Genomic DNA, 24,205 nt, shown 5'->3' with positions numbered 1-24,205 from the left:
CTCCCTTGGGCGGGCTACGGTGAACGCATGTCCGGGGCACAGGAGTACGGCGCCGAGTTGGCGGATTTCCGCGCCCGCGTCGCCGAACTGCGGACCGCGCGGGCACTGCCCTCGCACGAGCGGGACTCCGTACTGGACGCCGCCCTCATCGAACTCCAGCATGTGGTGGAGGTGCTGTGGCCGTGGTATGAGCGGCTGGCCGCCGCCGAGCCGGGCCCCGGCCGCACCGATCCGCAGGAACAGCGGCTGCTGCGCGCCCTGTTCCAGCGGCTGCCGACCGCCGTCGCCCTGCTGGACCGCGACTGCGTGGTGCGGCGGATGAACGCCTCGGCCGCGCAGCTCTTCCGGACCCGCGCCGGCTACGCCGCCGGGCGCCCGCTGACCGACTCCCTGCGGCCCGACGGGCGGGCGGTGCTGCGCTCCCAGGCCGCCGCCGTCGCGCGCGGCGAGGGCGGGCGCAGCCTGGTGGTGCGGCTGCCGGGGCCCGACCGCGGGGCGCTGCGGGCGACTCTCACCGCCCTGCACCCACCGGACGAGCCGCACCCCGCTGTGCTGGCGGTGTTCCAGCCCACCGGCCCGGACGAGACCGACGTCCAGCCACGGACACCCCGGCCCGGCCTTGACGAGGTGACACGCCACACCGAGCTGCTCGACCTGGTCGACGACATGGCCACCGCGCTGCTCGCCCCGGCGGCGCCCGACGGCGACGGCCCCGAGGCCGTCCTCGGCCGGGCGGCCGCCGTGCTGCACGGCCGCTTCGCGGACTGGGTGATCGCCGATGTGTGCCCGGGCCCGGCGCGGCCGGCGGCCGTGCGCCGGGTGGTGACGCTGGGCCCGCCGGAGGCCGCGGGCGCCCGCGCGGACTCGGTGGCCGGGCAGGACCCGGCCGACTGTCCGCTGGTGGCCGAGGCGATACGCGACGGGGCCGCCGCGCTGCGGGTGCGGCCCCAGGACGCGGGCGCCTTCGGCCACGACGCCTCGGGCGCGCCCGTCCTGGTCCGCGAGGAGGTCACCTCGCTGCTGTGCGTCCCGCTGCGCGCCGCGCCCGCGGCACCGGTGCTGGGCGCGCTCACGCTCTTCCGTACGGGCGGGCGCGGGGCGTTCGCGATGGCGGAGGCGGGCGTGGTGGACCGGGTGTCCCGCCATATCGCCCTGGCGCTGGGCTGAGTCCCGCCCCCGTAGCTGCGCGGTGTTTCCTTCCCCGCGCCCCGGTTACCCGTCGCCTCGTGGCACCAGCGCCGTGAGTGGCGGCAGCGCCGTGAGTGGCGGCACGCCATGACGGGCACGAGCGTTCGAGGAGGGCCCCGCCATGACCGAGTACGGCTATTTCCTGGCCGCGGAGGAACACGGGCCCGCCGACCTCGTCGAGCAGGCGCGGATGGCGGAGCAGGCGGGCTTCTCCCGCCTGTGGATCTCCGACCACTACCACCCCTGGAACCGGGAACTGGGCCAGGCCTCGTTCGTCTGGTCGGTGATCGGCGCGCTCGCCCAGGCGACCTCGCTGCCCGTGCAGACCGCGGTGACCTGCCCCATCATCCGCGTCCATCCGGCGATCGTCGCCCAGGCCGCCGCCACCAGCGCGGTGCTGCTGGAGGGCCGCTTCCGGCTGGGGGTGGGCTCCGGGGAGGCGCTGAACGAGCATGTGCTGGGCGACCGCTGGCCCCAGGCGGCCATCCGGCTGGAGATGCTCGAGGAGGCCGTGGCGGTGATGCGCCAGCTCTTCGAGGGGCGCCAGGTCAGCCACCACGGCAAGCACTACACGGTGGAGAACGCGCGCCTGTACACGGTGCCCGAGGAGCCGGTGCCCATCGACATCGCGGCCTTCGGCTCGGCCGCCGCCGCGCTGGCCGGGCGGGTCGGCGACGGCTTCATCACGATGGTCCCCGACGCCGAGCTGGTCGCGCGCTTCCGGCGCGGCAGCGGCGCGGGCGGCAACACCAAGCCGGCCAGCGGGGGCCTCCAGGTGTGCTTCGGCCCGGACGCCGACGACGCGCTGCGCACCGCCCACCGGCTGTGGCCGGCCGTGGCGCTGCCGGGCGCGCTGCTGACCCAGCTGGCCACCCCCGCCCAGTTCGAGCAGGCCGGCGAGCTGGTCACCCCCGAACGGCTGGCCCAGCAGGTGACCTGCGGCGACGACCCGGACGCGCATGTGGCCGCGCTCAGGGCGTACGCCGACGCCGGATTCGACACCGTCTACGTCAACCAGATCGGCCCCGAACAGCGCGGCTTCTTCGACTTCTACCGCACCAAGGTGCTGCCGCGGCTGACCGGCTGAGCCGGTCGACAGGAGTGACCACCATGACCGAGAAAGTCGCCGACCACCTCCTGGCCCGGCTGCGCGAGTGGGGTGTCCGGCATGTCTTCGGCTGCCCAGGCGACGGCATCGGCGGGCTGCTCGCCGCGTGGGCGCGGGCCGGGGACGAGCCACGGTTCGTACGGTCCCGGCACGAGGAGATGTCCGCGTTCGAGGCCGTCGGATACGCCAAGTTCAGCGGGCGGCTCGGGGTCTGTGCGGCGGGCTCGGGCCCCGGCGCGATCCATCTGCTCAACGGCCTGTACGACGCGAAGCTCGACCACGCCCCCGTGGTGGCGCTGGTCGGCCAGACGCACCGCAGCGCGATGGGCGGCTCCTACGAGCAGGAGGTGGACCTGCACAGCCTGTTCAAGGACGTGGCGTCCGACTACCTGGAGACGGTGACGGTCCCCGAGCAACTGCCGAACGTGCTCGACCGGGCGATCCGCACCGCGTACGCCCGCCGCTCCCCCACCGCCGTGATCATCCCGGCGGACGTCCAGGAGCTGCACTACTCCCCGCCCATTCAGGCGTTCACCATGGTGCCCTCCAGCCTGGACCGCAGCGGCTGGTCCGCGGTGCCCGCCGCGAGCGCGCTGGAGCGGGCCGCGGATGTGCTGAACGCGGGCGACAGGGTGGCGATCCTGGTCGGCCAGGGCGCCGCGGGGGCGCGCGCGGAGGTCGAGGCGATCGCCGAGCTGCTGGGCGCGGGGGTGGCCAAGGCGCTGCTGGGTCTCGATGTGCTCGGCGATGAACTGCCGTATGTCACCGGGTCCATCGGGGCGCTGGGCACCCGGCCCTCGTACGAGCTGATGCGGGACTGCGACACGCTGCTGACCATCGGCTCCAACTTCCCGTACGCCGAGTTCCTGCCGGAGTTCGGCACCGTCCGGGCGGTGCAGATCGACCTCGATCCGCACATGATCGGCATGCGCTACCCGTACGAGGTCAATCTCGTCGGCGACGCCCGCGAGACCCTGCTGCGGCTGACACCGCTGCTGCGGCCCAGGGAGGACCGCGACTGGCAGGAGCGGATCGTCGCGGAGGTACGTCGGTGGCGCGAGGTGATGCGGCACCGCGCCGAGCTGACCGCCGACCCGATCAACCCCGAGTACGTCGCCCACTGCCTGGACTCGCTGCTGCCCGGCGACGCCGTCCTCACCTGCGACTCGGGCTCCGTGGCCCACTGGTACGCCCGTCAGTTGCGGATGCGCGGCCAGATGCGCGGCTCGCTGTCGGGGACGCTGGCCGCCATGGGCTGCGGGGTGCCGTACGCGATCGGCGCCAAGTTCGCCCGGCCCGACCGGCCGGTGGTGGCGCTGGTCGGGGACGGCGCGATGCAGCGGAACGGCATGTCCGAGCTGATCACGGCGGCCGGGTACCGGCACGCGTGGGACGATCCGCGGCTGGTGATCGGGGTGTGGAACAGCCACGACCCGAACCAGGTGACCTGGGAGACGCCGACACTGGGCGGCGCCGCGCAGCTCCCGCCCGCGCGGCAGCTCCCCGATGTGCAGTACGCGCGGTTCGCCGAGTCGCTGGGGCTGACCGGCATCCGTGTGGAGAAGCCCGAGTACGTCGAGCAGGGGTGGCGCGACGCGCTCAACGCGGATGGCCCGGCGGTCGTCGAGTTCCTCACCGACCCGGACGTGGCGCCCGTCCCGCCGCACGCCACCTGGGAGCAGCTCGAGGCCGCCGGCGACGCGCTCGCCAAGGGCGACGGGCACCGGACGGGCCCGGCGCGCCATGGCCTGAGGGCGCGGGTGCATGAGTTCCTGCCGCACCGCGGCAGCAAGAGCGAGAAGAAGGGAGCGTCCCGATGACCGATCGCAAGGAACGGCAGCGCGAGGGATACCGCGCCGCCGACCCCGCCGAGGGCCCGCTGACCACGGACCAGGGGGTGGCGGTCGACCACACCGACGACTCGCTCACCGTCGGGGAGCGCGGCCCGACGCTGCTGGAGGACTTCCACTTCCGCGAGAAGCTGATGCACTTCGACCATGAGCGGATCCCGGAGCGGGTGGTCCACGCGCGCGGCGCGGGCGCGTACGGCTACTTCGAACCGTACGAGTCCTGCGCGGAGTTCACCCGGGCCGCCTTCCTCCAGGACCCGTCCGTGCGCACCCCGGTGTTCGTGCGGTTCTCCACGGTGGCGGGGCCGCGCGGCTCGGCGGACACCGTGCGCGATGTGCGCGGCTTCGCCACGAAGTTCTACACCTCCGAGGGCAACTACGACCTGGTCGGCAACAACATGCCGGTGTTCTTCATCCAGGACGGGATCAAGTTCCCGGACTTCGTGCACGCGGTCAAGCCCGAGCCGCAGAACGAGATCCCCACCGGCTCGTCCGCACACGACACGCTGTGGGACTTCGTGTCCCTCCAGCCCGAGACCCTGCACATGATGATGTGGCTGATGTCCGACCGGGCCATTCCGCGCAGCTACCGCATGATGCAGGGGTTCGGCGTGCACACCTTCCGTTTCGTGGACGCGCGCGGCCACGGGACCCTGGTGAAGTTCCACTGGAAGCCCAAGCTCGGGGTGCACTCGCTGGTGTGGGACGAGGCACAGGAGTGCCAGGGCCGGGACCCCGACTTCAACCGGCGCGACCTGTGGCAGTCGATCGAGGCGGGTGAGTTCCCCGAGTACGAGCTGGGGGCGCAGCTGATCCCCGAGGAGGACGAGTTCGGCTTCGACTTCGATCTGCTCGACGCCACGAAGATCGTGCCGGAGGAGCAGGTACCGGTCCGCCCCCTCGGCCGGATGGTGCTCGACCGCAACCCGGACAATTTCTTCGCGGAGACCGAGCAGGTGGCCTTCCACACGGCCAATGTGGTGCCCGGCATCGACTTCACCGACGACCCGCTGCTCCAGGCCCGCAACTTCTCGTATCTCGACACCCAGCTGATCCGGCTGGGCGGCCCCAACTTCGCGCAGCTCCCCGTGAACCAGCCGGTGGCCCCGGTCCGCACCAACCAGCGCGACGGCTACCACCAGACGGCGATCCACACCGGCACCAGCTACTCCCCCAACTCGCTGGGCGGCGGCTGCCCGGCCATCGCCGGCGCGGACGGGTACGCGTTCTCCCACTACCCCGAGCGGCTCGACGGCGCCAAGCTCCGCAAGCGCGGCGAGAGCTTCAAGGACTTCTACAGCCAGGCCGCGCTGTTCTGGAACAGCATGAGCGACTGGGAGCGGCAGCACATCGTCGACGCGTTCCGCTTCGAGCTGGGCAAGGTCGGGGCGGTGCAGGTGCGCGAGCGTACGGTCGAGCAGCTGACGCACATCGACCAGGGCCTGGCCACGGCGGTGGCCGAGGGCATCGGCGTGGCGACACCCGCCGTCGCGAACACCGAACACAAGCCGCTCGCCTCCCCCGCGCTGAGCCTCACCAACCTCCACGGCGACGGCTCCATCCGCACCCGCCGGATCGCGGTGCTGGTCACCGACGGCGTGGACACCGGCCAGCTCGCCCAGGCCCAGGAGGCGCTGAGCGCACAGGGCGCGGTCGTCGAGGCGCTGGCGTCACACGACGGGAAGGTGCGCGGCGCCGACGGAAACGGCTACGCGGTGGACCGCGCGCTGCCCACGGTCGCCTCGGTCCTCTACGACGCGGTACTCCTGCCCGGCGGCCCCACCGGCACCCCGGAGCTGAGGTCGGACGAGACGGCGATGCGGTTCGTGCGGGACGCGTACCGGCACGGCAAGGCGATCGGGGCGCTGGGGTCGGGCGTGGGCATCGTGTCCGCGCTGGAGCCGGAGGGGCTGCACATCGCGTCCGGCCACGGGCATGTGTGCGCGGACCGGGGCGTGGTGACGGATGCGACGACGGGGACGGCCAGTGAGGAGTTCACGCGGGCCTTCACGGACGCGGTAGCCGCGCACCGCCACTGGTCCCGCCCCCACCTCCACTTCTGAACCCCGCCGCACCATGGGCTCCGCCCTGGACCCCGAGGGGGCCCGGGGCGGAGCCCATGGTGCGGCGGGGTTACGGGGTTACGCCTCGCGGCCGAGGAGGGCCAGGAGCTTCGTCTGGGCATCCGCACCCGGCGGAGCCTCAACCGCCGCGGCGAACATCCCGCTCTTCTCCAGCTCCGCCGCGTACGGCGCAACCTCCCGCACCGAGAAGTCCACCAGCGGCTTCGGAAGCCGCTCATCCGCCCCGATGGCCCGGGACAGATCCCACGCGTGGACCGTCGCGTCGGCCGTCATCTGCGTGCAGTAGTCCGCGGCGGGCGTCTCGCCGAACGAGAGGTCGACGCTGCGCTCCAGCGCGCCGGGCGCGGCAAACGCCGCGCGGGCCGCCGCGGCGGCCTCGTCCCAGGTGGCGACGGGGTCATCGCCCAGCAGATCGCCCTCGAACACGTCGCCCTGCTCGGCCGCCGTGCTCCCGTCCCGCACCAGCGGCGGCACCCACATCTGCTCGGCCGCGAGGTGGTTGACCAGGTCGCGCACGGTCCATTCGGTGCATGGTGTCGGGTCGTCCCACTGGTCCGGCCGGATGGCGTGCACCCGCTCGGTGAAGAGGTTCAGCGCCTCGGCGTGCCTGGCGAGCAGCGGATTGCCCAGATTGCTCTTATCGGTCATATGCGACAGGTACCCCAGCCCCGGATGGCCTAACACAGGGACAGCGACACACGGACACGGCACCGGGCGCGGGCCCCTGAACTCCCACACCCGGTGCCGTTCCTCACTCCCAATGGCCGCTCGGCCGACACCCGGGTCCCCTCCCCTCACGCCGTCAAACCATCGTGTCGATGGCCGCGCGGCGGGTACGCGGGGAGGACCAGAAGCGAAGGTGAGGACGATGCCATGCAACGAGGCAGCAATCGGCTGAGTGTCCACAAGGACGACGAGATGAAGCATGAGCTCCAGGAGCTGATGCGTTCGGGCCGCCCCACCCGGGCCGAGGAGTGGTACGACCCGGAGCCCGGCGCCGACGACGACCCCGAGGTCACCACCGGACCGGTGGCACCGCTCGGCGCGGTCGGCGAGGCCGAGGCGCTGCGGTTCGAGCTGGCCCGGCATCTGGGGCGCACCCCGTTCCCGGCCAGGCGCGGGGCGCTGCTGCACGCCCTGCACCAGGCACACGCCCCGGACCGGCTGATCGAGGTGGCGGCGGAGCTGCCCGAGGACCGGGTGTTCCGCACGGTGCAGGAGGTCGTCGCCGGGCTCGGGCTGCGCCCCAGCACCTAGACCCGCTAACCACATACTGAGACGCCACTCTCGCGATGCGAGATGGCGGCGTACGGTGGCGACGAGCCCATCCGGTCGTCTCGAAGGGGAGCCGAGCCATGCCCGAGAACTCCGCCACCGCCGTCTACACGCACGGACACCACGAGTCCGTGCTGCGCTCGCACACCTGGCGCACCGCGGCCAACTCCGCCGCGTATCTGACCGGCCGACTCAAGCCGCACATGCGGATCCTGGACATCGGCTGCGGCCCCGGCACCATCACCGCCGACCTGGCCGAGCTGGTCCCCCAGGGCGAGGTCATCGGCGTGGACGCGGACGCCGGGGTCCTGGAGCAGGCCCGGTCGACGGCCGCGGAGCGCGGCGTGTCCAATGTCCACTTCGCGGTCGGCGACGTCTACCAGCTGGACTACCCCGACGACTCGTTCTGCGTCGTCCACGCCCACCAGGTGCTCCAGCACCTGGGCGACCCGGTGGCCGCGCTGCGCGAGATGCGCCGGGTGTGCAAGCCGGGCGGCATGGTGGCGGTGCGCGACTCCGACTACTCCGCCATGACCTGGTACCCGGCCGTCCCCGGCCTGGACGACTGGGCCGGGCTGTACCAGCGGGTGGCGCGGGCCAACGGCGGCGAGCCGGACGCCGGCCGCAGGCTGCTGTCCTGGGCCCGCCGGGCGGGCTTCACCGACATCACCGCGACCGCCGGGACCTGGTGTTACGCCACGGCCGACGAGCGGGCGTGGTGGAGCGGCCTGTGGGCGGACCGCACCACCGCCTCGTCATACGCCCAGCGGGCGGTGGAGGGCGGCCACGCCACGGAGGACGAGCTGCGGCGGATCGCGGACGCGTGGCGGGAGTGGGGCGAGCAGCAGGACGGCTGGTTCACCGTGCTGCACGGCGAGCTCGTCTGCCGCGTATGACGCCCGCGCGGGCGGTCAACTAGGCTCGCCCGCATGGACATTCTCGGGACCTCGCTACGGGTGTGCGTCAATGATCTGGACGCGGCGATCGCCGTGTACGAACGACTGACGGGCGCAGAGGCGCTCCGCTTCCAGCGCGGGGCCGTCTCGGTCGCGGCCGTCGGCTGCTTCTTCCTGATGAGCGGTCCCGAGGCGGAGCTGTCCATCCTCAGCAAGGTCACGGCGACGCTCGCGGTGAAGGACGTGGACGAGGCGGTGGCCGATCTGAAGGCGGTGGGCGCGGAGATCATCGCCGGTCCGCTGCCCACCCCGATCGGCCGCAACCTGGTGGCCCGTCACCCCGACGGCTCGGTCTTCGAGTACGTCGACCGGAACCCGGGCTAGAGGTGTCCGGCGGGCCCTCCCCACCCCGCCCCTTCCCGCAGTCTCGATGTGCGGCTCCGCCGCGTGGCAGGAGCTTCGCCCCTGGACCCCGGGGTCTGGGGCGGAGCCCCAGTCTCGGGAAGGGGCTGGGTGGGGGAGGGCCCGCCGCAGGCGTCAAGATCCGCCGGACAGGGCCCAGCCGCCCGACGGCGGCGGTTACGCGGGCCGCATCCGGAACTCGTACCGCTCCGGGAGCGGGTGCTCGGCGCGCGCCCGCTCCCGTACGTCGTCGGTCACCGGCGCGCCGTCGCCCGCGACCAGCCGCTCGGCGATCGCGTACCACGTGTCGCTCAGCGTCTCGTCGCCCTCGCGCAGATCCGCCACCTCGAAGCCCTCGTCGAAGACCGCGCGGGCGGCCCCGGCGTCGCCCCGGGCCAGCAGCACCTGCGCCATCAGCAGCCGGAACCGGCCCAGCTCGCGCAGGGCCGGGCGCAGAGCCCAGAGCAGCGTGTGCGCCTCCTCGGCGCGCCCCGCCGCGAGCAGCGCGACCACCGTCTCGCGCCCGAGCGCGACCTCGACCGCCGCCTCGACCCCGTCCGCACCCAGGGCCAGATCCATCGCCCGCAGCAGCCGGTCCGCCGCGCGCGCCGGGTGACCGGCGTCCGTGTCCGCCACGGCCAGGCAGCGCAGCGCCCACGGCGTCTCCATACACCGCAGCGACCGCTCCCAGCTGCGGGTGGCCTGCGCCCGGTCGCCCGCGTGCCACTGGGCCACGCCCAGGTGGTACTCGGCGGCGGCCGTGGAGGGCGCCGCCTCCAGGAGGTCGCGCCAGGCCGGGGAGACCAGGGAACAACCGGGGTCGGCCGGTGACTTGCCCGCCTCCCAGGCCGGGAACGCGCCCGTGCGCAGCAGCCCGCGCCAGGGCTCCTGGGGCTCGCCCAGCGTGTCCGGGTCGAAGGGGGTGCCGGGCAGCCGGTAGCCGCCGCGCTCCGCCTCCAGCGCGCCCCAGCCGGAGCCGGCGGCCAGCCGCTCCCCGGGTTCGGCGTCGGCGTACGGGCGCCACGCGGCGAAGGCCGCCACCACGGCGGCGCGCGGCGCGGCCGACTCCAGCCGGGTCTCGACCTCCCGCCGGGCCGCCGCCCAGTCCTCGCCGTGGACCGCCGCCGGGTCGGCGGCCAGCGGTCCGTACGCCTCAAGCCAGGCGAACTCCTCGCCCGCCTCCAGCGGCACATGCTCCAGCTGGGTGCGGGCGAGCCCGGCCTGGATCTCGGCGTAGCCCGCGGTGCCGGGCTCGGTCAGCCACCGCTGCCAGCGCCGCCCGCCGGGCCCCGCGCCCCACAGGAAGAGCTTGCGGCCGCGCAGCCCGTCGGTGGAGGTCTGGACGAGGCCGTGGCCCGTCCCGTCGAGCGAGGCGATCCAGGGGCGCGCGTCCTCGGGCAGGTCGTAGAAGTAGTCGGCGGGGTAGGCGCCGTGCAGCGGGTACGTACGGTCGGTGCCGTCCCACTCGGGGACCGGGACATGGCGCAGGGTGCGGCTGTAGCCGAAGTGCCAGGCGGCGTCGGCGGGCGCGAGCACGCGGGTGTCCTCGCCCTCCGGGACGGCGATGTTGGACCACCAGTAGACGGGCGCGGTCCGGTGGTGCGGATTGCGGATCCGCACGCCCACGTACAGGAAGTCGGAGTCGTTCGGCAGCCACAGATCGACCTGGAAGGGCAGGTCGCGCAGCCGCTCCCACTCCCACAGCCGCACCATCTCGCCCCCGTCGGGCGCCGGGACGCGGGCGGCGTGCAGCGGGGCGCAGGCCAGGGTGGTGTGGCCGGTGGCGCCGATGTTCCACTCGATGCCGCCGGAGAACCACGCGCCGTTGAGCGCGAAGTCGGCGGGCTGCATCACGGGGTTGCGGTAGAGGAGTTCACGGCCGGTCGGCTTGTGGTGGAGGGAGTACACCCGGCCGCCGAGGCCGGGCAGCACGGTGGCCCGCAGCCGGTCGTTCTCGATGACGAGGGCGTCCAGCCCGGCAGGCGCCCGCCCGCGCCCGTACCCGTCGCGCAGCCGCACCGGCAGCACCGAGCGCAGCGGCTCGTACGCGGTCTGGCGGGCCATCTCCGCGGGCAGCGTGGCGCGCGTGTGCTCGTCGATGCGGTGCACCTCGCGCGGGAGCCGCAGCGCGGGCAGGGGGTTCTCGGGCCCGAGCGGGGCGGTGGGAAGGGTCAGGGTGGTACGTCGCACGGTCGTGGCCACGGGCTGCCTCACTCCGACTGCCTAGGGTCGCCCCGGCTGCGGCGACCGTCCGATGACCATGGAACAACGGCGCGGCCCCACTGACCAGAGCGTCAGCCCAACAGGGCCTCAGCCACCCACGACATCAGCCCTGGGCCTCAAACATGTCGCTGGTGATGGCGTAGCGCTCGTGGTCGCGCCACGCGCCCTCGATGTAGAGGTAGTCGGGCGAGAACCCCTCCAGCCGGAAGCCGTACCGCTTCACCAGCGCCAGCGACGCCTCGTTGCCGGGCTGGATGTTGACCTCGATGCGGTGCAGCCCCAGCGGCCCGAAGGCGTAGGCCAGCACGAGCCCGAGCCCTTCGGAGACATAGCCGTGTCCGGAGTGGGGCGCGAACGCCCCGTAGCCGATGGTGCCGCCCTGGTAGGCGCCGCGGACGATGCTGTTGACGTTGATGAACCCGGCGATCGCCCCGGTCTCGGGCAGGCAGACCAGGAACCCCTCGTGGTCGTCCCGCTCCAGCTTCGTCATGAAGATGTCGAAGGCCTCGTCGGTGGAGGGCGCAGTCAGCCACGGGTGGTGGAGGGCGGCGCTGGTGCGGGAGAGCCGGGTGAACTCCGCGCGGTCGTTCCGCTCGGTGTGGCGGATGGCCACGCGGGGTCCCATGGCTACGTAGGGCGAGTCGGGCATCCGCCCATCGTAAGCCGGTCGTACCGCCGCCCGTCCGGCAAACCCTAGGGGGCCTTCTCCAGCAGCGCGTACGCCGCGGCGTACCCGGGGCCCCCGTCGGAGTCGGCCGCGGCCGCCGCGAGCTGGTCGGCGGGCAGGTCGGCCAGCGTCCAGGGGCCGACCGGCACCGGCCGCTCGCCCGTGCCGACGTAAGCGATCGCGGGGTCCTGGGACAGCCCCGTGCCGATGCCCTTGAGATACGCCTCCTTGCGCGTCCAGCAGCGCGCGAAGGCGGCGGGGCGGTCGAGGGTGGGGAGCTCGGCCAGCTCGGCGCGCTCGGTCGGGTGCAGGCTCTGGGCGACCTGGTCCACGACCGACACCGGCTGCGTCTTCTCCACGTCGGCGCCGATCGGCGAGCCCGCGAAGGCGAACAGCACCAGGTCACCGGCGTGCGACAGGTTGAAGTGCAGCGGCGTGCCGACGACCGCGGGGCGGCCGTGGGGCCCGCCGCAGCCGGGGCAGTCCTCCCGGGTGAACGGCACGGCCGCGGGCTCGATGTCCAGATAGGCGCCCAGCAGCTCCCGCAGGCCCAGGTGCGCCGCGGTGTACCGGTGCTGGTCCTCGGTCCGCACGAACTTCGCGGCGCGCTCACGCTCCTCGGCGTCGAGGATCTTGCCGGGCGCGCCCTGGTCCATCGCGGCCATGTACCGGGAGACGCTGAGCAGCCAGGTCTCGGGCCCGCCGGGCGGCCACGCACCGGCCACGGCGGCGGGCAGCGGATCACGGCCGACGACGTGCGATGCCCTCGGGGGTGTCAACTCGCTCCTCCAGGTGGGTCGGTGAGTCGGGCTCGGATCACGACTACGCGGATCACCCTACGAGGTTCGGTCAGTCAGCTCCAGGGTCGGAATGCCGGGCGGGTTCAGACCGAACGCGCGTGCGTACAGGCCGAGTTCGGCCTCAACGGCGCGGATCATGGTGTCCGCCCGGCGGAAGCCATGGCCCTCGCCCTCGAAGGCGAGATACGCGTGCGGGACGCCGCGCCCGGCGACCGCCGCCAGGAAGCGCTCGCACTGCGCGGGCGGGCAGACCGGGTCGTCCAGGCCCTGGAGCAGCAGGAAGGGGACGCTGACGCGGTCGGCGCGGCCGGTCAGCGAGCGGTCGCGGTAGCGGTCGGGGACCTCGGCGAGCGGCCCGATCAGGGACTCCAGGTAGCGGGACTCGAAGTCGTGCGTCCCTTCGCCGGCCCAGTCCATGGGGTCGAGGACCGGGTATTTGACCGTGCCGCACGCGTACAGCCCGGCGGTGGTCTTGGAGGTCAGCGAGGCGGCCGCGGTCCAGCCGCCCGCGCTGCCGCCCCGGATCGCGAGCCGGGCCCGGTCGGCGCTGCCCTCCTCGGCCAGCGCCTCGGCGACGGCCGCGCAGTCCTCGACGTCCACCACGCCCCACTGCTCGCACAGCCGGTCCCGGTAGGCGCGGCCGTAGCCCGTCGAGCCGCCGTAGTTGACCTCGGCGACGCCGATCCCGCGCGAGGTGAAGTACGCGATCTCCAGGTCGAGCACGAGCGGGGCGCGGTCGGTCGGCCCGCCGTGGGCCCAGACCACATACGGCGGCGCCTCGCCCTCGGGCGCGGTGTGGCCGGGGTTGTGCGGCGGATAGATGTGGGCGTGGATGTCCCGGCCGTCCGGCCCGGTGAAGGTGCGGGCCTCCGGGCGCGGGTAGTACGCCGGGTCGACGGGGTCGGTGTGCGCCGCGCCGATGACCCGGGCGTAGCCGGTGCGGGTGTCCAGCTCGACCACCTCGTGCGAGCTGTGCGGGCTCGCGGCGACGCCGACGACCCGGCTGCCGTCCACGGCGAGCGTCGCGTCCCACTCGGTCCACGGGCCCGGCGCGTCGGCCAGCTCGCCGGTGCGCGGGTCGAGGATGCCGAGCCGGGCGGCGCCCCGGCCGTGCACGACGGCGATCAGCCCGCCGGGCAGCGGCGCGAACCAGCGCAGGCCGAGCTTCCACAGCGGTCCGCCGAACTCCTCCTGGCGGGGGCACAGCCCGGTGCTCGCGATGACGCCATTGCCCGTCGCGTCGGGGTCGATGCGCTCCAGCTGCCACCAGCCGCTGAGGTCGGAGACGAACAGCAGCGTGCCGTCGGCGTCCCACTCGACCTGCACCACCGACTCGTCGGTCTCCCCCACCACCGGGCGCGTGCCGTGGAAGCGGCCGTCCTCCGTCACGTCCGCCACCATCACGACGGTGCCGTCCCACGGCATCTGCGGGTGGTCCCAGGCGATCCAGGCCACCCGACGCCCGTCCGGGGAGAGCTGGGGCCCGGTGACGAAGCGGTGGCGGTCGTCGGACAGCTCGCGCACCGCCGTACGGTCGTCGGCGGCCGAGCCGTCAAGCGGCACCGCCGCGATCACGCGGCGTACGTCGGTCGGCCCCTCGCCGGTGAACTCCTCCAGCACGCCCCACACTTCGCCCAGTCCGCCGCGGTCGGCGTGCAGCCGCAGATCCGCCCAGCGCAGCCCGCCGCCGAGGTCCGAGGCCGGGGTCAGCGGGCGCGGCGGGGCGCCGGTGGGGTCGTCCGGCTCGTACGCGTACAGCCGCTGGTCGGCGTGGTGCGCGAAGACGACGAGCGGGCCGCCCGCCGGGCGGGGCACAGCGGCCCACGGCAGGCCGCCGTACTCCATGACCCTGCTGCGCACGTTCCACGGCGCGGGCAGCGCGCTGACCTCGGCGGCGCCGGGCCGGCGCCGCATCAGCGTGCGACGGCCGCCCTCGGCAGGGCGCGGCGCGGTCCACCACACCTCGTCGCCGACCGTGCCCACGTACTCCGGGTGGCCGTCGTGCGAGGCGGCGAGCGCGGCGTCGATCGGGGACCGCCAGGCGCCGTACGGAGTCGTGGCCACCATGCTGTCACCCATCGCGTCATCCATTCCGTCGCCCAACCCCAATCCCATTGATTTTGTGGTGAGTTTGAGACAGCGACACGCCGTCGCTTCGGCGTGTCGCCGTCTCATACTCACCACAAGTCCCCCCTTACGCTCGCCGCAGGAAGTGGTCGAGCACCCGGACGCCGAAGTGCAGGGCGTCCACCGGCACCCGCTCGTCCACGCCGTGGAAGAGCGCCTGGTAGTCGAAGCCCTCGGGCAGCCGCAGCGGCGAGAAGCCGTATCCGACGATGCCGAGCCGGGAGAACTGCTTGGCGTCCGTGCCGCCGGACATGCAGTACGGCACCGCGTGTCCGTCCGGGTCGAAGTGTTCGAGCGCCGCCCGCATGGCCGCGAAGGCCGGGCCGTCGACCGGGGCCTGGAGGGCAGGCGAGCGGTGGTGGAACTCCCAGTCGACGTCAGGCCCGGTGAGCCGGTCGAGGGTGGCGTGGAACTCCTCCTCGCCGCCCGGCAGGATCCGGCCGTCCACGTACGCCGTGGCGCTGCCGGGGATGACGTTGACCTTGTAACCGGCCTCCAGGACGGTCGGGTTGGCGCTGTTGCGCACGGTCGGCTCGAGCAGGGCCGCGGCGGGCCCCAGCTCGGCGAGCAGCGCGTCGACGTCGAAGTCGGGCGCGTCCACGTCGGCCTTGAGCCCGCGCAGCGGCGCGATCTCGGTCAGCGCGGCCTTCACGGTCGGCGTCAGCCGCACCGGCCAGCGGTGCTCGCCGATCCGCGCCACGGCGGCGGCCAGCCGGCTGACCGCGTTGTCGCGGTTGACCTTCGAGCCGTGCCCCGCCCGGCCCCGGGCGGTCAGCTTGAGCCAGGCCGTGCCGCGCTCCCCCGCCGCGATGGGGTACAGCCGCGTCCCGTTCCCCGCGTGGAAGGTGAAGGCGCCGGATTCGCTGATTCCCTCCGTGCAGCCTTCGAAGAACTCGGGGTGCTCGTCGGCGAGAAAGCCGGAGCCCGGCTCCGCGCTGTCCTCCTCGTCGGCCGTGAAGGCCAGCACGATGTCGCGGCGCGGCCGTACGCCCGCGCGGGCCCAGGCGCGGACGGCCGCGAGCACCATCGCGTCCATGTTCTTCATGTCGATGGCGCCCCGGCCCCACACCACGCCGTCGCGGACCTCCCCCGAGAAGGGGTGCACGCTCCAGTCGGCGGGCTCGGCGGGCACCACGTCCAGATGGCCGTGGACCAGCAGCGCGGGGGCGGACGGATCGGTGCCCTCGATCCGCGCGACGACGTTCGTCCGCCCCCGGTCGCGCTCCAGCAGCGTGGCGTCGATGTCCACCTCGCCCAGCCGCTCCGCGACGTACTCGGCGGCGGGGCGCTCGGTGCAGTCGCCGCCGCCGCGGTTGGTGGTGTCGATGCGGATCAGCTCGGAGGTGAACCGCACCACCTCCTCCAGCGCCCAATCGTCGATCGCCTCGACCGGCGCCGGCTCAGCCATACTGCTCCTCCACGGCGGCCGAGACGAGCGTGGTGACCGCCTTGAAGCAGCGGATGCCCTCGTACATGTCCGGCGAGGTGTACGCCACCCGCCGCACCCCGCTGTGCTCCACCCCCGGCACGGCGGTGGCCGCCCCCACCAGGTGCTCCGCGTCGAACTCCAGCTCCACCGTGAACGGCCCGGCCTGGACGGGCTCATGCCGCACCGCCAGCGGGGCCGCTTCCCGGGCCGCCGCCCGGATGTCCGCCGCCGTACGGGCCGGGGTACGGCACACCGCCGCGTACCGCGAGACGTAGTCCTTGACCGCGACCGACCGCGCCGCGGGCGCGTACCCCTTGGCGTCCTCGCAGGTCCGGTCGTCCCCGGTGACCAGCACCACGGGCACCCCGTACTCGGCGACCACCAGTGAGTTCAGCCGCCCCTCGCTCGCGGGCACGCCGTCCACCCACACGCCGGTGATGGAGTTGGCGAGATAGGTGTGCGCGAGGACGCCCTCGGTCCCGGCGCCGGTGTGATAGCCGACGAACGCGATCCCGTCCACGTCCCCGTGCTGCACGCCCTCCACCATGCTCAGGCTCTTGTGCTTGCCCGTCAGCATGGCGGCCCGCTCGTCCAGCTCCTCCAGCAGCAGATTGCGCATGGACCAGTGCGCCTCGTTGATCAGCACCTCGTCCGCGCCCCCGTCGAAGAACCCGGTGACCGCCGCGCTCACGTCCGAGGTGAACAGATGGCGGCACCGCTCCCACTGTGGCGTGCCGGGCAGCACATCCGCGGGCCAGGTCACGCCCGTGGCACCTTCCATGTCGGCACTGATGAGGATCTTCAAGACTGTCCCCGCTCCTCCCAGGTCACGTATCCACTTGACTATGCCCCAAGATGGCCCCGGTTCGGCACGGCTCGGCCGCGGTGTCGGCCCGCAGGTGGCCCAGGCATGAAAGGCCGCCTTCCGCGCACGCTAGTGTCGCGATCATGAACATGGAGGAGACCGAGGACTTGTGGCGGGCCGCTCTCGCCAACCGTGACCCGCACGCCATCGAACGGTTACTGCGGTGCAGCGCTGCACTGGCGAAGCTGCTACGGCGCGGTGAACAGCCGGGGTCGATCGAGGCGGCCGAGTTGCGCGGGCTCCTGTTGCTGGGCGGCGACGGCGACGTCCCGTTCGCCGCGGACTCCCCATGGGACGTACCGGTCGGCGCCGGCCTCACCGAGGCCATGGCGCACCTCTGGGCACCCGTCGCCGGATCCTGCCCTCGTTTCCTCGCGGCGCTGCGCGCGGAAGTGCTCGGGCTGGCGCTGGTCGCCGTGAAGGGCGAGTACCTGCTCGCGTACCTGTATCTCGCCGACCGCTCGGGGGATCCGCCGCGCGACCTGGCGGACCTGCCCTTGAGGTCGCGGTACGAGTCCCTGGAGGTGCTGTGGGGCACAGCCCCGACCCGCTTCGGTCCGACGGACGTCGTCCCCACGCTGGACGAACCGCTCCCCGCGGCCGTCCGGGACCTGGCCGCGGTCCACGCCTCCCTCACCTCCTTCGACTTCGATCTGCGCCTCGACCGCTTCACCACGACGCTCGGCGCCTCGACCCTCGCGAACTACGAGGACGAGGACCCCGACGACTACGACGAGACTGACGACTTCGTCCGTGCGGTGAACGGCGAGTTCGACCGCTGGATACGGTTTTGCACATGCGACTCCGCTGCTGAGGCCTACTTCCTGGACATGGCCGACCGCGACGCCGACGGCACCCCCCGGGTCGCGCTGTCGGGCCTCAACGGCACCTCCGAGCGGCCCGGCGACCCCTTCTGGGACTGGGTCGACGAGGCGTTGCCGTCCCTGATCTTCTGTCTTTGAGGACATCAGGCGTCAGGTACCAGCCTTGATCGCTTCCAGTTTCTCCGCTTCGGCGTTGACATTGTCGACTGCCTCGGCCGGTGACGAACAAGCTAATGTCAGGCTGTCGAGCATCGAATCAAGGCCCTCCCAGGAAGTCCGTCACGTGGCACATCCGTACCCGCTGTTCGCGTACCTGGACGCCGCGCCGGTCGAGATCAGCACCCCAGCAGCTACGGGCTACACCTTGCGCCGCTACCGCGATGACGAGCACCACCGAGAACCGGTGTTCCTCGGCCGGGACAGGGCCGTCTTCGCGTTCCGGTCAACGGCCAACCTCGTCGCCTTCCTGCGCAGCGAAGAGCCGCACGACCTGGTCGGCACGCCGGACTGGGAACCACCCGACTGGGAGGAAGTCCCGCTGGTGGCGGACATCGGGCTCACCTATATCAGGCATGAGCAGTTGGAGGTCTGCCGACTCGACAACATTGCCCAGATGTTCGGCGCACGCGCTTCCATGGTGGACCTCGACGGTGCGCAACAACTCTTCGACGTCCCACCGATTTTGTTCCATCCGCCGCTCGACAAGGTCCTGGAGCTCATGCAGACCCACCATGTGGCCCGCGAACTCGCCGAATACGCGGGGCTCGCCGAAGCGGCGGATGCGCTCGCTCCCGAGTCACCGCTGGCAACGTTCGAGCGGGAACTGGGGGCGGCTTATTTCACGAAGTCCGGCGACCACCGAGAGCTGTCTCGTCATGACACGGACGTGCTCGCGGCTCTCTGGTCCGAATTGGTCGACAAGATCGTGCCGGTCGTAGATTTCCGCGACTGAGATAGGGGGGTGCGGTGGAGGTCACGCCTCGGGGCGAGGCCTCCCGCGCACCCCACGCGCCGGCGCGAGACGCCCTCGGTCCCACCCGCACCCCGAACACGCCCGGATCATTCCTGCCAACTATGCTTCCCGTGTCTTCTTGTCATGATCACCCAGACCGGAGTTCCCCCCATGCCCCTCATCCGGTTGTCCGCAACAACGTCGCTCCTCACGGCCGTAGCCGCCGGCGCGCTGCTCGTCGGCTGCTCGGCGTCGGTCAGCGTCGAAAAGTCCACGCCGAAACTGTCCGCGGACAAGCTCGCCACCACAGTCGCCGAAAAGCTCGCCGCCACGACCGGCCAGGCCAAGCCGGACATCACCTGCCCCGACGCCCTCGAGGGCAAGGTCGACACCACCACCCGGTGCAAGCTCACCGCGGACGACGGCAGCACCCTGGGCGTCACGGTCACGGTGACCGGCGTCGACGGAAACAAAATCAACTTCGACGTCAAGGCCGACAACACGCCCACCCCGGCCCCGAGCTGACCCACCACCCCAAGGCCTGGAACTCCTAAGGTCTCCTTGGCCCCAGGCCTAAGGCACCCCCTGGGCGGCAAGATGCGCAAGCCTCCCCATGTGGCGCCCCCACCTTGGACACGACGCTGGAAGCACAGCAAGAGACCAGCTCGTCCAAGGAGACCGCATGTTGCACCACGAGTTCCAGGCCGCCCGCCAGGCCGCCGTCCTGGCCCGCGCCGCGCAGCGCCGCCTGGTCCGCGAGGCCGAGCGGGACGCGAGGGCGGCGGTCCGTACCACCTCAGACAGCCGCAAGCGCTACTTCCTACGCTCACGACACGCGTGAAACGCCCGCCGCCGGCCCCCGCCGACGCCGAGACCCCTGTCCCTCACCTCGTACGCCATGCGATGCTCGGCACCGTGCACAGCAGTCACATAAGCCCCGTCTTCGTAGGCCGCGGCGCCGAACTCGCCGCCCTCGGCGAGGCCCTGTCCCGGGCGGACGCCGGGGAGCCCCGGGCCCTCTTCGTGGGCGGCGAGGCCGGCGTCGGCAAGACCCGGCTGATACAGGAGTTCCTCGGCCGGGCCGTCGCGGACGGGGCCGTCGTCGCCCTGGGCGGCTGCGTGGAAACCGGGGCCGACGCCCTGCCCTACCACCCCGTCTCGACCGCCCTGCGCTCCCTGCGCCGCCGGCTCGGCGCGGAGCTCGACGCCGCCATCGCCGGCCAGGAAGGCGAGCTGGCCCGGCTGCTGCCCGAGCTCGGCGAGATGGACCGGGGACGCCCCGAAACCGAGGGCCGCGCCCGGCTCTTCGAACTCACCGTCCGCCTCCTCGAGCACCTCGCCGCGAACCGGACCCTCGTGCTGGCCCTGGAGGACCTGCACTGGGCCGACCGCTCCACCCGCGAGCTGCTCAGCTACCTGCTGCGCGCCCTCACCCACAGCCGCCTGCTCATCGTCGCCACCTACCGCGCCGACGACCTGCACCGCCGCCACCCGCTGCGCCCCGCTCTCGCCGAGTACGAGCGGCTGCGCACCGTCACCCGCCTCGAACTGCCCCGCTTCGAGCGCACCGAGGTCCGCCGCCAGCTCGCCGCCATCCGTGGCGAGGCCCCGCCAGAGCAGGTGCTGGACCGGGTCTTCGACCGCTCCGAGGGCAACGCGTTCTTCGTCGAGGAGCTGGCCTGTAGCATCCTCGAAGGCTCGCCGGGCGGCATCAGCGACTCCCTTCGCGACCTCTTGCTGGTCCGGGTCGAGGCGCTGCCGGACGAGGTGCAGCGCGTGGTGCGGATCGCCGCCGAGGGCGGCTCCGAGGTGGAATTCCGGCTGCTGGCCACCGTCACGCGCCTCGCCGAGGACGAGCTGATCGAGACCCTGCGTACCGCCGTGGGCGCCGCCGTCCTCCAGCCCTCCGAGGAGGGCGAGTCCTTCCGCTTCCGGCACGCCCTGATGCGCGAGGCCGTGGCCGGCGACCTGCTGCCCAGCGAGCGCTCCCGGCTCAGCCGCCGCTACGCCGAGGCGCTGGAGGCCGACCCCACGCTCGTACGGCCCGAGGAGCGGGCCGGGCGGCTGGCCGGCTACTGGTTCGACGCCCGCGACCCCGCCAGGGCGCTGCCCGCCGTGATCGCCGCGGCGGCCGCTGCCCGCGGCCGCCACGCGTTCGCCGAGCAGCACCATCTGCTGGAGCGGGCGCTGGAGCTGTGGGACGACACCCCCGAGGAGCTGCGCCGCCAGGCGATGCGGCAAGGCGTCGAGGACGGCCTGTACATGGCCATCTCCCCGGACGCACCCGGGGACTTCCTGGACCTGCTCGCCGCGATCACCGTCGCCGCGCGCCTCGCGGGAGAGCAGGAGCGAGCGCTCGCCCTCTGCAAGCGGGCGCTGCGCAAGCTGGAGGGTGAGCCTCTGCGAGCGGCCTGGTTCTGGCTCGAGCGCTACCAGTTGGTGCGCGACCTCGCCCGTTCCGACGGCTGGGACGAGATCACCCACGCCCGGAAACTGATGCAGGACCAGCCGCCGTCCTTCGTCCACGCCAAAGCGCTGACGCTGGCGGCGCACTGGTACGCCGTGCACCAGCCGACGACGACGGTGATAGAGACCGCGCAGCAGGCGGTGGAGCTCTGTCGGGCGACGGGCGCGGAGATCACCGGCCTTACCGCGCAGCTCACCCTGGCCTGGCTCACCATCCACTCGGGCGACGTCGAGACCGGGCTCGAGCAGGCCCGCGCCGTGTGCGCCCGCGGTCTGGAGCCGGGCAACGCCATCGTCCTGCTGCGCGGCCACGGCAACCTGTCCACGGCCCTGCACGGCATCGGCCGCTACGCCGAGGCCGTCGAGACCGCCGAGCGGGGCAGCGGGCTCGCCGATCGGCACGGGCTGCCGGACACCGCCTCGTACATCGACGCCAACCTCGCCGAATCCCTCATCCAGCTCGGCCGCTGGGCCGACGCCGACGAAGCGCTCGATCGAGCACTCGGCCGCCGCGGGGTGAGCGTCCGCATCCGGGCGCTGATCGCCGAGCGGAGGGCCGAACTCGCCCTGGTCCGGGGCGCGTACGACGAGACTCGGCGTCGACTGGAGGAGTCCGAAAGCAGCAACACCGGCCCCTACCCGGAGCCGCAGCACACCCTGGCCGTGAGCCGCGTGGCCATCGCGCTGGCGGCCGCCGACGGCCGGATCCTCGATGTCCGCTCCCTGCTGGATACGGCGGTCGGCGAGGCCATCCCGCCCGGCCATCAACGCTACGGCTGGCCGCTGCTGTACGAGGCCGCGGCGGCGGAGGCGCGGGCCCGTGCACTCGCGGTGGCCGAGCCGGGGCGTGCGGCGGCGGTGGAGCGGATCCGCAAGGCGATGCAGGGCCAGCCCGATTTCGCACCGCTGTGGGTCGCGCAGGCCCTGATGATCCAGGCCGAGCTGCTCACCGCCGAGGGCCGGGACGCCACCGCCCACTGGACGCGGGCTGTGGCCGCCGCCGAGCAGCTGGAGTCCCCGCCCCTGCTGGCCACTGCCCGGTTGCGACTCGCGGAGGCCCTGGTCTCCCAGGGCGGCGACGGGTCCCGCCAAACGGCCGGTGAGCTGCTGCGGCAGGCCGAGGCGGTGGCGCGCGAGCTGGGCGCGGCGCCACTCGAGACGGAGATCACCACGCTGGCCGGCCGCGCCCGGATCCCGCTGCGGCAGACCGACGGGGAGACGGCCCCGCCCCCGACGCCGGCGGCGGCGCTGGGCCTGACCGCCCGGGAGCGGGACGTGCTGCGGCTGGTCGCCGCCGGGCGGAGCAACCGGCAGATCGCGGAGGAGCTGTTCATCTCGCCGAAGACAGCGAGCGTGCATGTCTCCAACATCCTGGCGAAGCTGGGCGCTTCAGGCCGAGGGGAGGCCGCGGCCATCGCGCACCGGCTGGGGGCCTTCGAGTAGCCGCACAGGACGCACCTTAGAGACGGACCCGAGCCCAGACGGTCTTCCCGACCACCCGCTCCCGCACGCCCCACGCCTCGGCGAACGCAGCCACGATCGCCAGCCCGCGCCCGGACTCGGCGTCCGGCACCGCATCGGCGAGGACCGGCAGCCCATCGCCGGGGTCGGTCACCTCGATGCCGATGAGCTTCTCGGCGTCGTAGGCGATACGTACCTCGTAGTACCTCCCCGGTACGCGGCCATGCCGCACCGCGTTGGCCGCCAGTTCGGAGAGGACGAGCAGCGCGACCTGCGCGGAGCCCGGCTCCACCCTCCACACGCAGAGAACGGCCGCGGCCGTTTGGCGAGCGTGATGGACAGAGAGCGGGACGGGCGTAAACCTCTGCTTCCAGCCATGAAGCGGAATCACGCCGTGACTTTGTGCGTTCATGCCCCCACTGTCAGTGCACGTCGCTAGCGTGACCAGTAACAGAACGTCGACCGCGGCTGGCGCCAACTCCGCTCGAACGGACGTTGATCAGCGTTTAGCCGCGTTGAGGGGGTGGTTGGGATGGCAATGCCCAAGAAGAAGGACTCCGCGCCGCCGACCATGAGGTACTTCGCAGCTGTGCTGCGGATTCTGCGCGAGGCCGCGGGGTTGACGCAGGAGCAGCTGGGCGAGCTGATGAACTACACAGGGTCAGCAGTGAGCGCGGTGGAGACGTGTGCGAAGCCGCCGACGGATGAGTTCGTCGAAGCGGCCGAGAAAGCACTGGACGCGGGTGGGTTGCTGCGCTCGGCGATCGCGTTCTTGCGGTTGGAGCGGTATCCGGTGCACTTCCAGGGCTTCGTGCAGCTGGAGCAGGAGGCACTGAGTGTGTCGTCGTACTGCCCGCAGCTGATTGATGGGCTTCTGCAGACAACGCAGTACGCACGGGAGGTGCTGAGCTGTGGATTTCCTCCGTTTGCCGAGGAAGAGGTCGATCTGCTGGTTGCGGCCCGCATGGACCGCAAGGCGCTCCTCGACCGCAAACCAGCAGCAGTGGTCAACGTCATCCTCGAAGAGGCAGCGCTGCGCCGACTGATCGGTGGACCAGAGGTCATGGGCTCGCAGTACGACTACCTCATCGACTGCGCGGCGCGGCCCAACGTCGTCATCCAGGTCATGCCGATGAGCCGAGCCGGACACGCCGGGCTGCTGGGCCCGATGAAGCTGATCGACACCCCGGATGAGACACCGCTCGTCTATCTGGAAGGCCAGGGCAAGAGCATCCTGGTGTCAAAGGCGGACGAGGTAGGTGTTCTTACTCGCCGCTATGCCATGATCAGGTCCCAGGCCCTCGGGCCGGACGAATCCGTAAGCTTCATCGAGCAGTTGATGGGTGGGCGATGAGCAGACTCGTATGGTTCAAGAGCAGCTACAGCGACTCCAGCGGGGGTGACTGCGTCGAGGTGGCCACCACCCCCGCCACCGTCCACGTCCGCGACTCAAAGATCCCGGACGGGCCGAACCTCCACATACCCGCCGACGCCTGGTCGGACTTCCTCGCCTTCGCCACCCGCTAGGGGCCGCCGCCCCAGACCCCGGGGTCTGGGGCGGAGCCCCAGTTCGGGAACGGGCGGGGTG

General features: G+C 72.6%; 22 protein-coding genes. 14 read left to right on the top strand and 8 right to left on the bottom strand.

Features of this window, described 5'->3' with window-relative positions:
• The first annotated feature begins 27 nt into the window (after positions 1-27).
• The 4 genes from ACZ4WQ_RS23695 to ACZ4WQ_RS23680 all read left to right on the top strand — a co-directional run bounded on the left by ACZ4WQ_RS23695 (position 28) and on the right by ACZ4WQ_RS23680 (position 6,209).
• Positions 28-1,167, top strand: a complete 1,140-nt coding sequence (locus ACZ4WQ_RS23695) for a PAS domain-containing protein (protein ID WP_398373883.1) — start codon at positions 28-30, stop codon at positions 1,165-1,167.
• A 142-nt stretch (positions 1,168-1,309) separates the two neighbouring features.
• A complete protein-coding gene (locus tag ACZ4WQ_RS23690; RefSeq protein WP_385348300.1) occupies positions 1,310-2,275 on the top strand; it encodes a TIGR03557 family F420-dependent LLM class oxidoreductase in 966 nt (321 codons plus the stop codon).
• Positions 2,276-2,298: 23 nt separating this feature from the next.
• The gene (locus tag ACZ4WQ_RS23685) at positions 2,299-4,116 is read left to right on the top strand and encodes a thiamine pyrophosphate-requiring protein (protein WP_385348298.1); all 1,818 of its coding nucleotides are present in this window, start codon (positions 2,299-2,301) and stop codon (positions 4,114-4,116) included.
• On the top strand, positions 4,113-6,209 hold the full coding sequence (locus ACZ4WQ_RS23680) for a catalase (protein ID WP_385348295.1): 2,097 nt from the start codon (positions 4,113-4,115) through the stop codon (positions 6,207-6,209). Before ACZ4WQ_RS23685 ends, ACZ4WQ_RS23680 begins: the two co-directional genes overlap by 4 nt.
• A gap of 78 nt (positions 6,210-6,287) precedes the next feature.
• Here ACZ4WQ_RS23680 and ACZ4WQ_RS23675 read toward each other — a convergent pair whose 3' ends face one another.
• A complete protein-coding gene (locus tag ACZ4WQ_RS23675; RefSeq protein WP_385351930.1) occupies positions 6,288-6,878 on the bottom strand; it encodes a TIGR03086 family metal-binding protein in 591 nt (196 codons plus the stop codon).
• A gap of 225 nt (positions 6,879-7,103) precedes the next feature.
• Here ACZ4WQ_RS23675 and ACZ4WQ_RS23670 point away from each other — a divergent pair, with 225 nt between their 5' ends.
• The 3 genes from ACZ4WQ_RS23670 (at position 7,104) to ACZ4WQ_RS23660 (ending at position 8,785) form a co-directional block, all read left to right on the top strand.
• A complete protein-coding gene (locus ACZ4WQ_RS23670) occupies positions 7,104-7,487 on the top strand; it encodes a DUF2795 domain-containing protein (protein ID WP_311728337.1) in 384 nt (127 codons plus the stop codon).
• 98 nt (positions 7,488-7,585) lie between these two features.
• A complete protein-coding gene (locus ACZ4WQ_RS23665) occupies positions 7,586-8,401 on the top strand; it encodes a class I SAM-dependent methyltransferase (protein ID WP_311728336.1) in 816 nt (271 codons plus the stop codon).
• Positions 8,402-8,434: 33 nt separating this feature from the next.
• Positions 8,435-8,785 carry a VOC family protein gene (locus ACZ4WQ_RS23660; RefSeq protein ID WP_311728334.1) on the top strand — a complete coding sequence of 117 codons (351 nt, stop codon included), beginning with the start codon at positions 8,435-8,437 and terminating at the stop codon, positions 8,783-8,785.
• Positions 8,786-8,980: 195 nt separating this feature from the next.
• Here ACZ4WQ_RS23660 and ACZ4WQ_RS23655 read toward each other — a convergent pair whose 3' ends face one another.
• The 6 genes from ACZ4WQ_RS23655 to ACZ4WQ_RS23630 all read right to left on the bottom strand — a co-directional run bounded on the left by ACZ4WQ_RS23655 (position 8,981) and on the right by ACZ4WQ_RS23630 (position 16,854).
• Positions 8,981-11,005, bottom strand: coding sequence for a DUF5107 domain-containing protein (locus ACZ4WQ_RS23655; protein ID WP_361189018.1), 2,025 nt, complete (start codon positions 11,003-11,005; stop codon positions 8,981-8,983).
• 124 nt (positions 11,006-11,129) lie between these two features.
• Positions 11,130-11,675, bottom strand: coding sequence for a GNAT family N-acetyltransferase (locus ACZ4WQ_RS23650; RefSeq protein WP_398373882.1), 546 nt, complete (start codon positions 11,673-11,675; stop codon positions 11,130-11,132).
• A gap of 44 nt (positions 11,676-11,719) precedes the next feature.
• Positions 11,720-12,472 (bottom strand): 4'-phosphopantetheinyl transferase family protein, encoded by a 753-nt coding sequence (locus ACZ4WQ_RS23645; protein ID WP_468022373.1) that lies wholly within the window; start codon positions 12,470-12,472, stop codon positions 11,720-11,722.
• Between the two features lie 57 nt (positions 12,473-12,529).
• Positions 12,530-14,560: a prolyl oligopeptidase family serine peptidase gene (locus tag ACZ4WQ_RS23640; RefSeq protein WP_468022423.1), complete on the bottom strand. Its 2,031-nt coding sequence runs from the start codon at positions 14,558-14,560 to the stop codon at positions 12,530-12,532.
• A 127-nt stretch (positions 14,561-14,687) separates the two neighbouring features.
• The gene (locus ACZ4WQ_RS23635; protein WP_398373880.1) at positions 14,688-16,028 is read right to left on the bottom strand and encodes a M20/M25/M40 family metallo-hydrolase; all 1,341 of its coding nucleotides are present in this window, start codon (positions 16,026-16,028) and stop codon (positions 14,688-14,690) included.
• Positions 16,021-16,854 carry a M55 family metallopeptidase gene (locus ACZ4WQ_RS23630; RefSeq protein ID WP_398373879.1) on the bottom strand — a complete coding sequence of 278 codons (834 nt, stop codon included), beginning with the start codon at positions 16,852-16,854 and terminating at the stop codon, positions 16,021-16,023. Before ACZ4WQ_RS23630 ends, ACZ4WQ_RS23635 begins: the two co-directional genes overlap by 8 nt.
• A gap of 143 nt (positions 16,855-16,997) precedes the next feature.
• On the opposite strand from ACZ4WQ_RS23630, the gene ACZ4WQ_RS23625 reads away from it, so the two are divergent.
• The 5 genes from ACZ4WQ_RS23625 (at position 16,998) to ACZ4WQ_RS23605 (ending at position 22,599) form a co-directional block, all read left to right on the top strand.
• On the top strand, positions 16,998-17,876 hold the full coding sequence (locus ACZ4WQ_RS23625) for a hypothetical protein (RefSeq protein WP_398373878.1): 879 nt from the start codon (positions 16,998-17,000) through the stop codon (positions 17,874-17,876).
• A 145-nt stretch (positions 17,877-18,021) separates the two neighbouring features.
• Entirely contained in the window at positions 18,022-18,690 is a 669-nt protein-coding gene (locus ACZ4WQ_RS23620) for a hypothetical protein (protein WP_398373877.1), read from the top strand.
• A gap of 171 nt (positions 18,691-18,861) precedes the next feature.
• On the top strand, positions 18,862-19,215 hold the full coding sequence (locus ACZ4WQ_RS23615) for a DUF4333 domain-containing protein (RefSeq protein WP_398373876.1): 354 nt from the start codon (positions 18,862-18,864) through the stop codon (positions 19,213-19,215).
• Between the two features lie 157 nt (positions 19,216-19,372).
• Entirely contained in the window at positions 19,373-19,531 is a 159-nt protein-coding gene (locus ACZ4WQ_RS23610) for a hypothetical protein (RefSeq protein ID WP_311728323.1), read from the top strand.
• Entirely contained in the window at positions 19,528-22,599 is a 3,072-nt protein-coding gene (locus ACZ4WQ_RS23605; RefSeq protein ID WP_398373874.1) for a helix-turn-helix transcriptional regulator, read from the top strand. The genes ACZ4WQ_RS23610 and ACZ4WQ_RS23605 overlap by 4 nt, the downstream gene beginning before the upstream one ends.
• A gap of 16 nt (positions 22,600-22,615) precedes the next feature.
• Here ACZ4WQ_RS23605 and ACZ4WQ_RS23600 read toward each other — a convergent pair whose 3' ends face one another.
• Entirely contained in the window at positions 22,616-22,909 is a 294-nt protein-coding gene (locus ACZ4WQ_RS23600) for an ATP-binding protein (protein WP_398373873.1), read from the bottom strand.
• A 240-nt stretch (positions 22,910-23,149) separates the two neighbouring features.
• Here ACZ4WQ_RS23600 and ACZ4WQ_RS23595 point away from each other — a divergent pair, with 240 nt between their 5' ends.
• Together ACZ4WQ_RS23595 and ACZ4WQ_RS23590 are read left to right on the top strand one after the other, a co-directional pair.
• On the top strand, positions 23,150-23,971 hold the full coding sequence (locus ACZ4WQ_RS23595) for a helix-turn-helix domain-containing protein (RefSeq protein ID WP_398373872.1): 822 nt from the start codon (positions 23,150-23,152) through the stop codon (positions 23,969-23,971).
• Positions 23,968-24,144, top strand: a complete 177-nt coding sequence (locus ACZ4WQ_RS23590; protein ID WP_398373871.1) for a DUF397 domain-containing protein — start codon at positions 23,968-23,970, stop codon at positions 24,142-24,144. The genes ACZ4WQ_RS23595 and ACZ4WQ_RS23590 overlap by 4 nt, the downstream gene beginning before the upstream one ends.
• Positions 24,145-24,205: the final 61 nt, after the last annotated feature.

Source organism: Streptomyces sp. NPDC028305, from assembly GCF_055569495.1.
This window is presented reverse-complemented; position numbering and strand designations above follow the sequence as displayed.

What these genes read in the sequence shown, in the direction of transcription:
- ACZ4WQ_RS23615 (WP_398373876.1), top strand. Translation starts at nt 18,862, where the DNA reads ATGCCCCTCATCCGGTTGTCCGCAACAACGTCGCTCCTCACGGCCGTA.
- ACZ4WQ_RS23625 (WP_398373878.1), top strand. Translation starts at nt 16,998, where the DNA reads ATGAACATGGAGGAGACCGAGGACTTGTGGCGGGCCGCTCTCGCCAAC.
- ACZ4WQ_RS23690 (WP_385348300.1), top strand. Translation starts at nt 1,310, where the DNA reads ATGACCGAGTACGGCTATTTCCTGGCCGCGGAGGAACACGGGCCCGCC.
- ACZ4WQ_RS23670 (WP_311728337.1), top strand. Translation starts at nt 7,104, where the DNA reads ATGCAACGAGGCAGCAATCGGCTGAGTGTCCACAAGGACGACGAGATG.
- ACZ4WQ_RS23660 (WP_311728334.1), top strand. Translation starts at nt 8,435, where the DNA reads ATGGACATTCTCGGGACCTCGCTACGGGTGTGCGTCAATGATCTGGAC.
- ACZ4WQ_RS23665 (WP_311728336.1), top strand. Translation starts at nt 7,586, where the DNA reads ATGCCCGAGAACTCCGCCACCGCCGTCTACACGCACGGACACCACGAG.
- ACZ4WQ_RS23685 (WP_385348298.1), top strand. Translation starts at nt 2,299, where the DNA reads ATGACCGAGAAAGTCGCCGACCACCTCCTGGCCCGGCTGCGCGAGTGG.
- ACZ4WQ_RS23610 (WP_311728323.1), top strand. Translation starts at nt 19,373, where the DNA reads ATGTTGCACCACGAGTTCCAGGCCGCCCGCCAGGCCGCCGTCCTGGCC.
- ACZ4WQ_RS23590 (WP_398373871.1), top strand. Translation starts at nt 23,968, where the DNA reads ATGAGCAGACTCGTATGGTTCAAGAGCAGCTACAGCGACTCCAGCGGG.
- ACZ4WQ_RS23680 (WP_385348295.1), top strand. Translation starts at nt 4,113, where the DNA reads ATGACCGATCGCAAGGAACGGCAGCGCGAGGGATACCGCGCCGCCGAC.
- ACZ4WQ_RS23595 (WP_398373872.1), top strand. Translation starts at nt 23,150, where the DNA reads ATGGCAATGCCCAAGAAGAAGGACTCCGCGCCGCCGACCATGAGGTAC.
- ACZ4WQ_RS23640 (WP_468022423.1), bottom strand. Translation starts at nt 14,560, where the DNA reads ATGGTGGCCACGACTCCGTACGGCGCCTGGCGGTCCCCGATCGACGCC.
- ACZ4WQ_RS23635 (WP_398373880.1), bottom strand. Translation starts at nt 16,028, where the DNA reads ATGGCTGAGCCGGCGCCGGTCGAGGCGATCGACGATTGGGCGCTGGAG.
- ACZ4WQ_RS23650 (WP_398373882.1), bottom strand. Translation starts at nt 11,675, where the DNA reads ATGCCCGACTCGCCCTACGTAGCCATGGGACCCCGCGTGGCCATCCGC.
- ACZ4WQ_RS23675 (WP_385351930.1), bottom strand. Translation starts at nt 6,878, where the DNA reads ATGACCGATAAGAGCAATCTGGGCAATCCGCTGCTCGCCAGGCACGCC.
- ACZ4WQ_RS23695 (WP_398373883.1), top strand. Translation starts at nt 28, where the DNA reads ATGTCCGGGGCACAGGAGTACGGCGCCGAGTTGGCGGATTTCCGCGCC.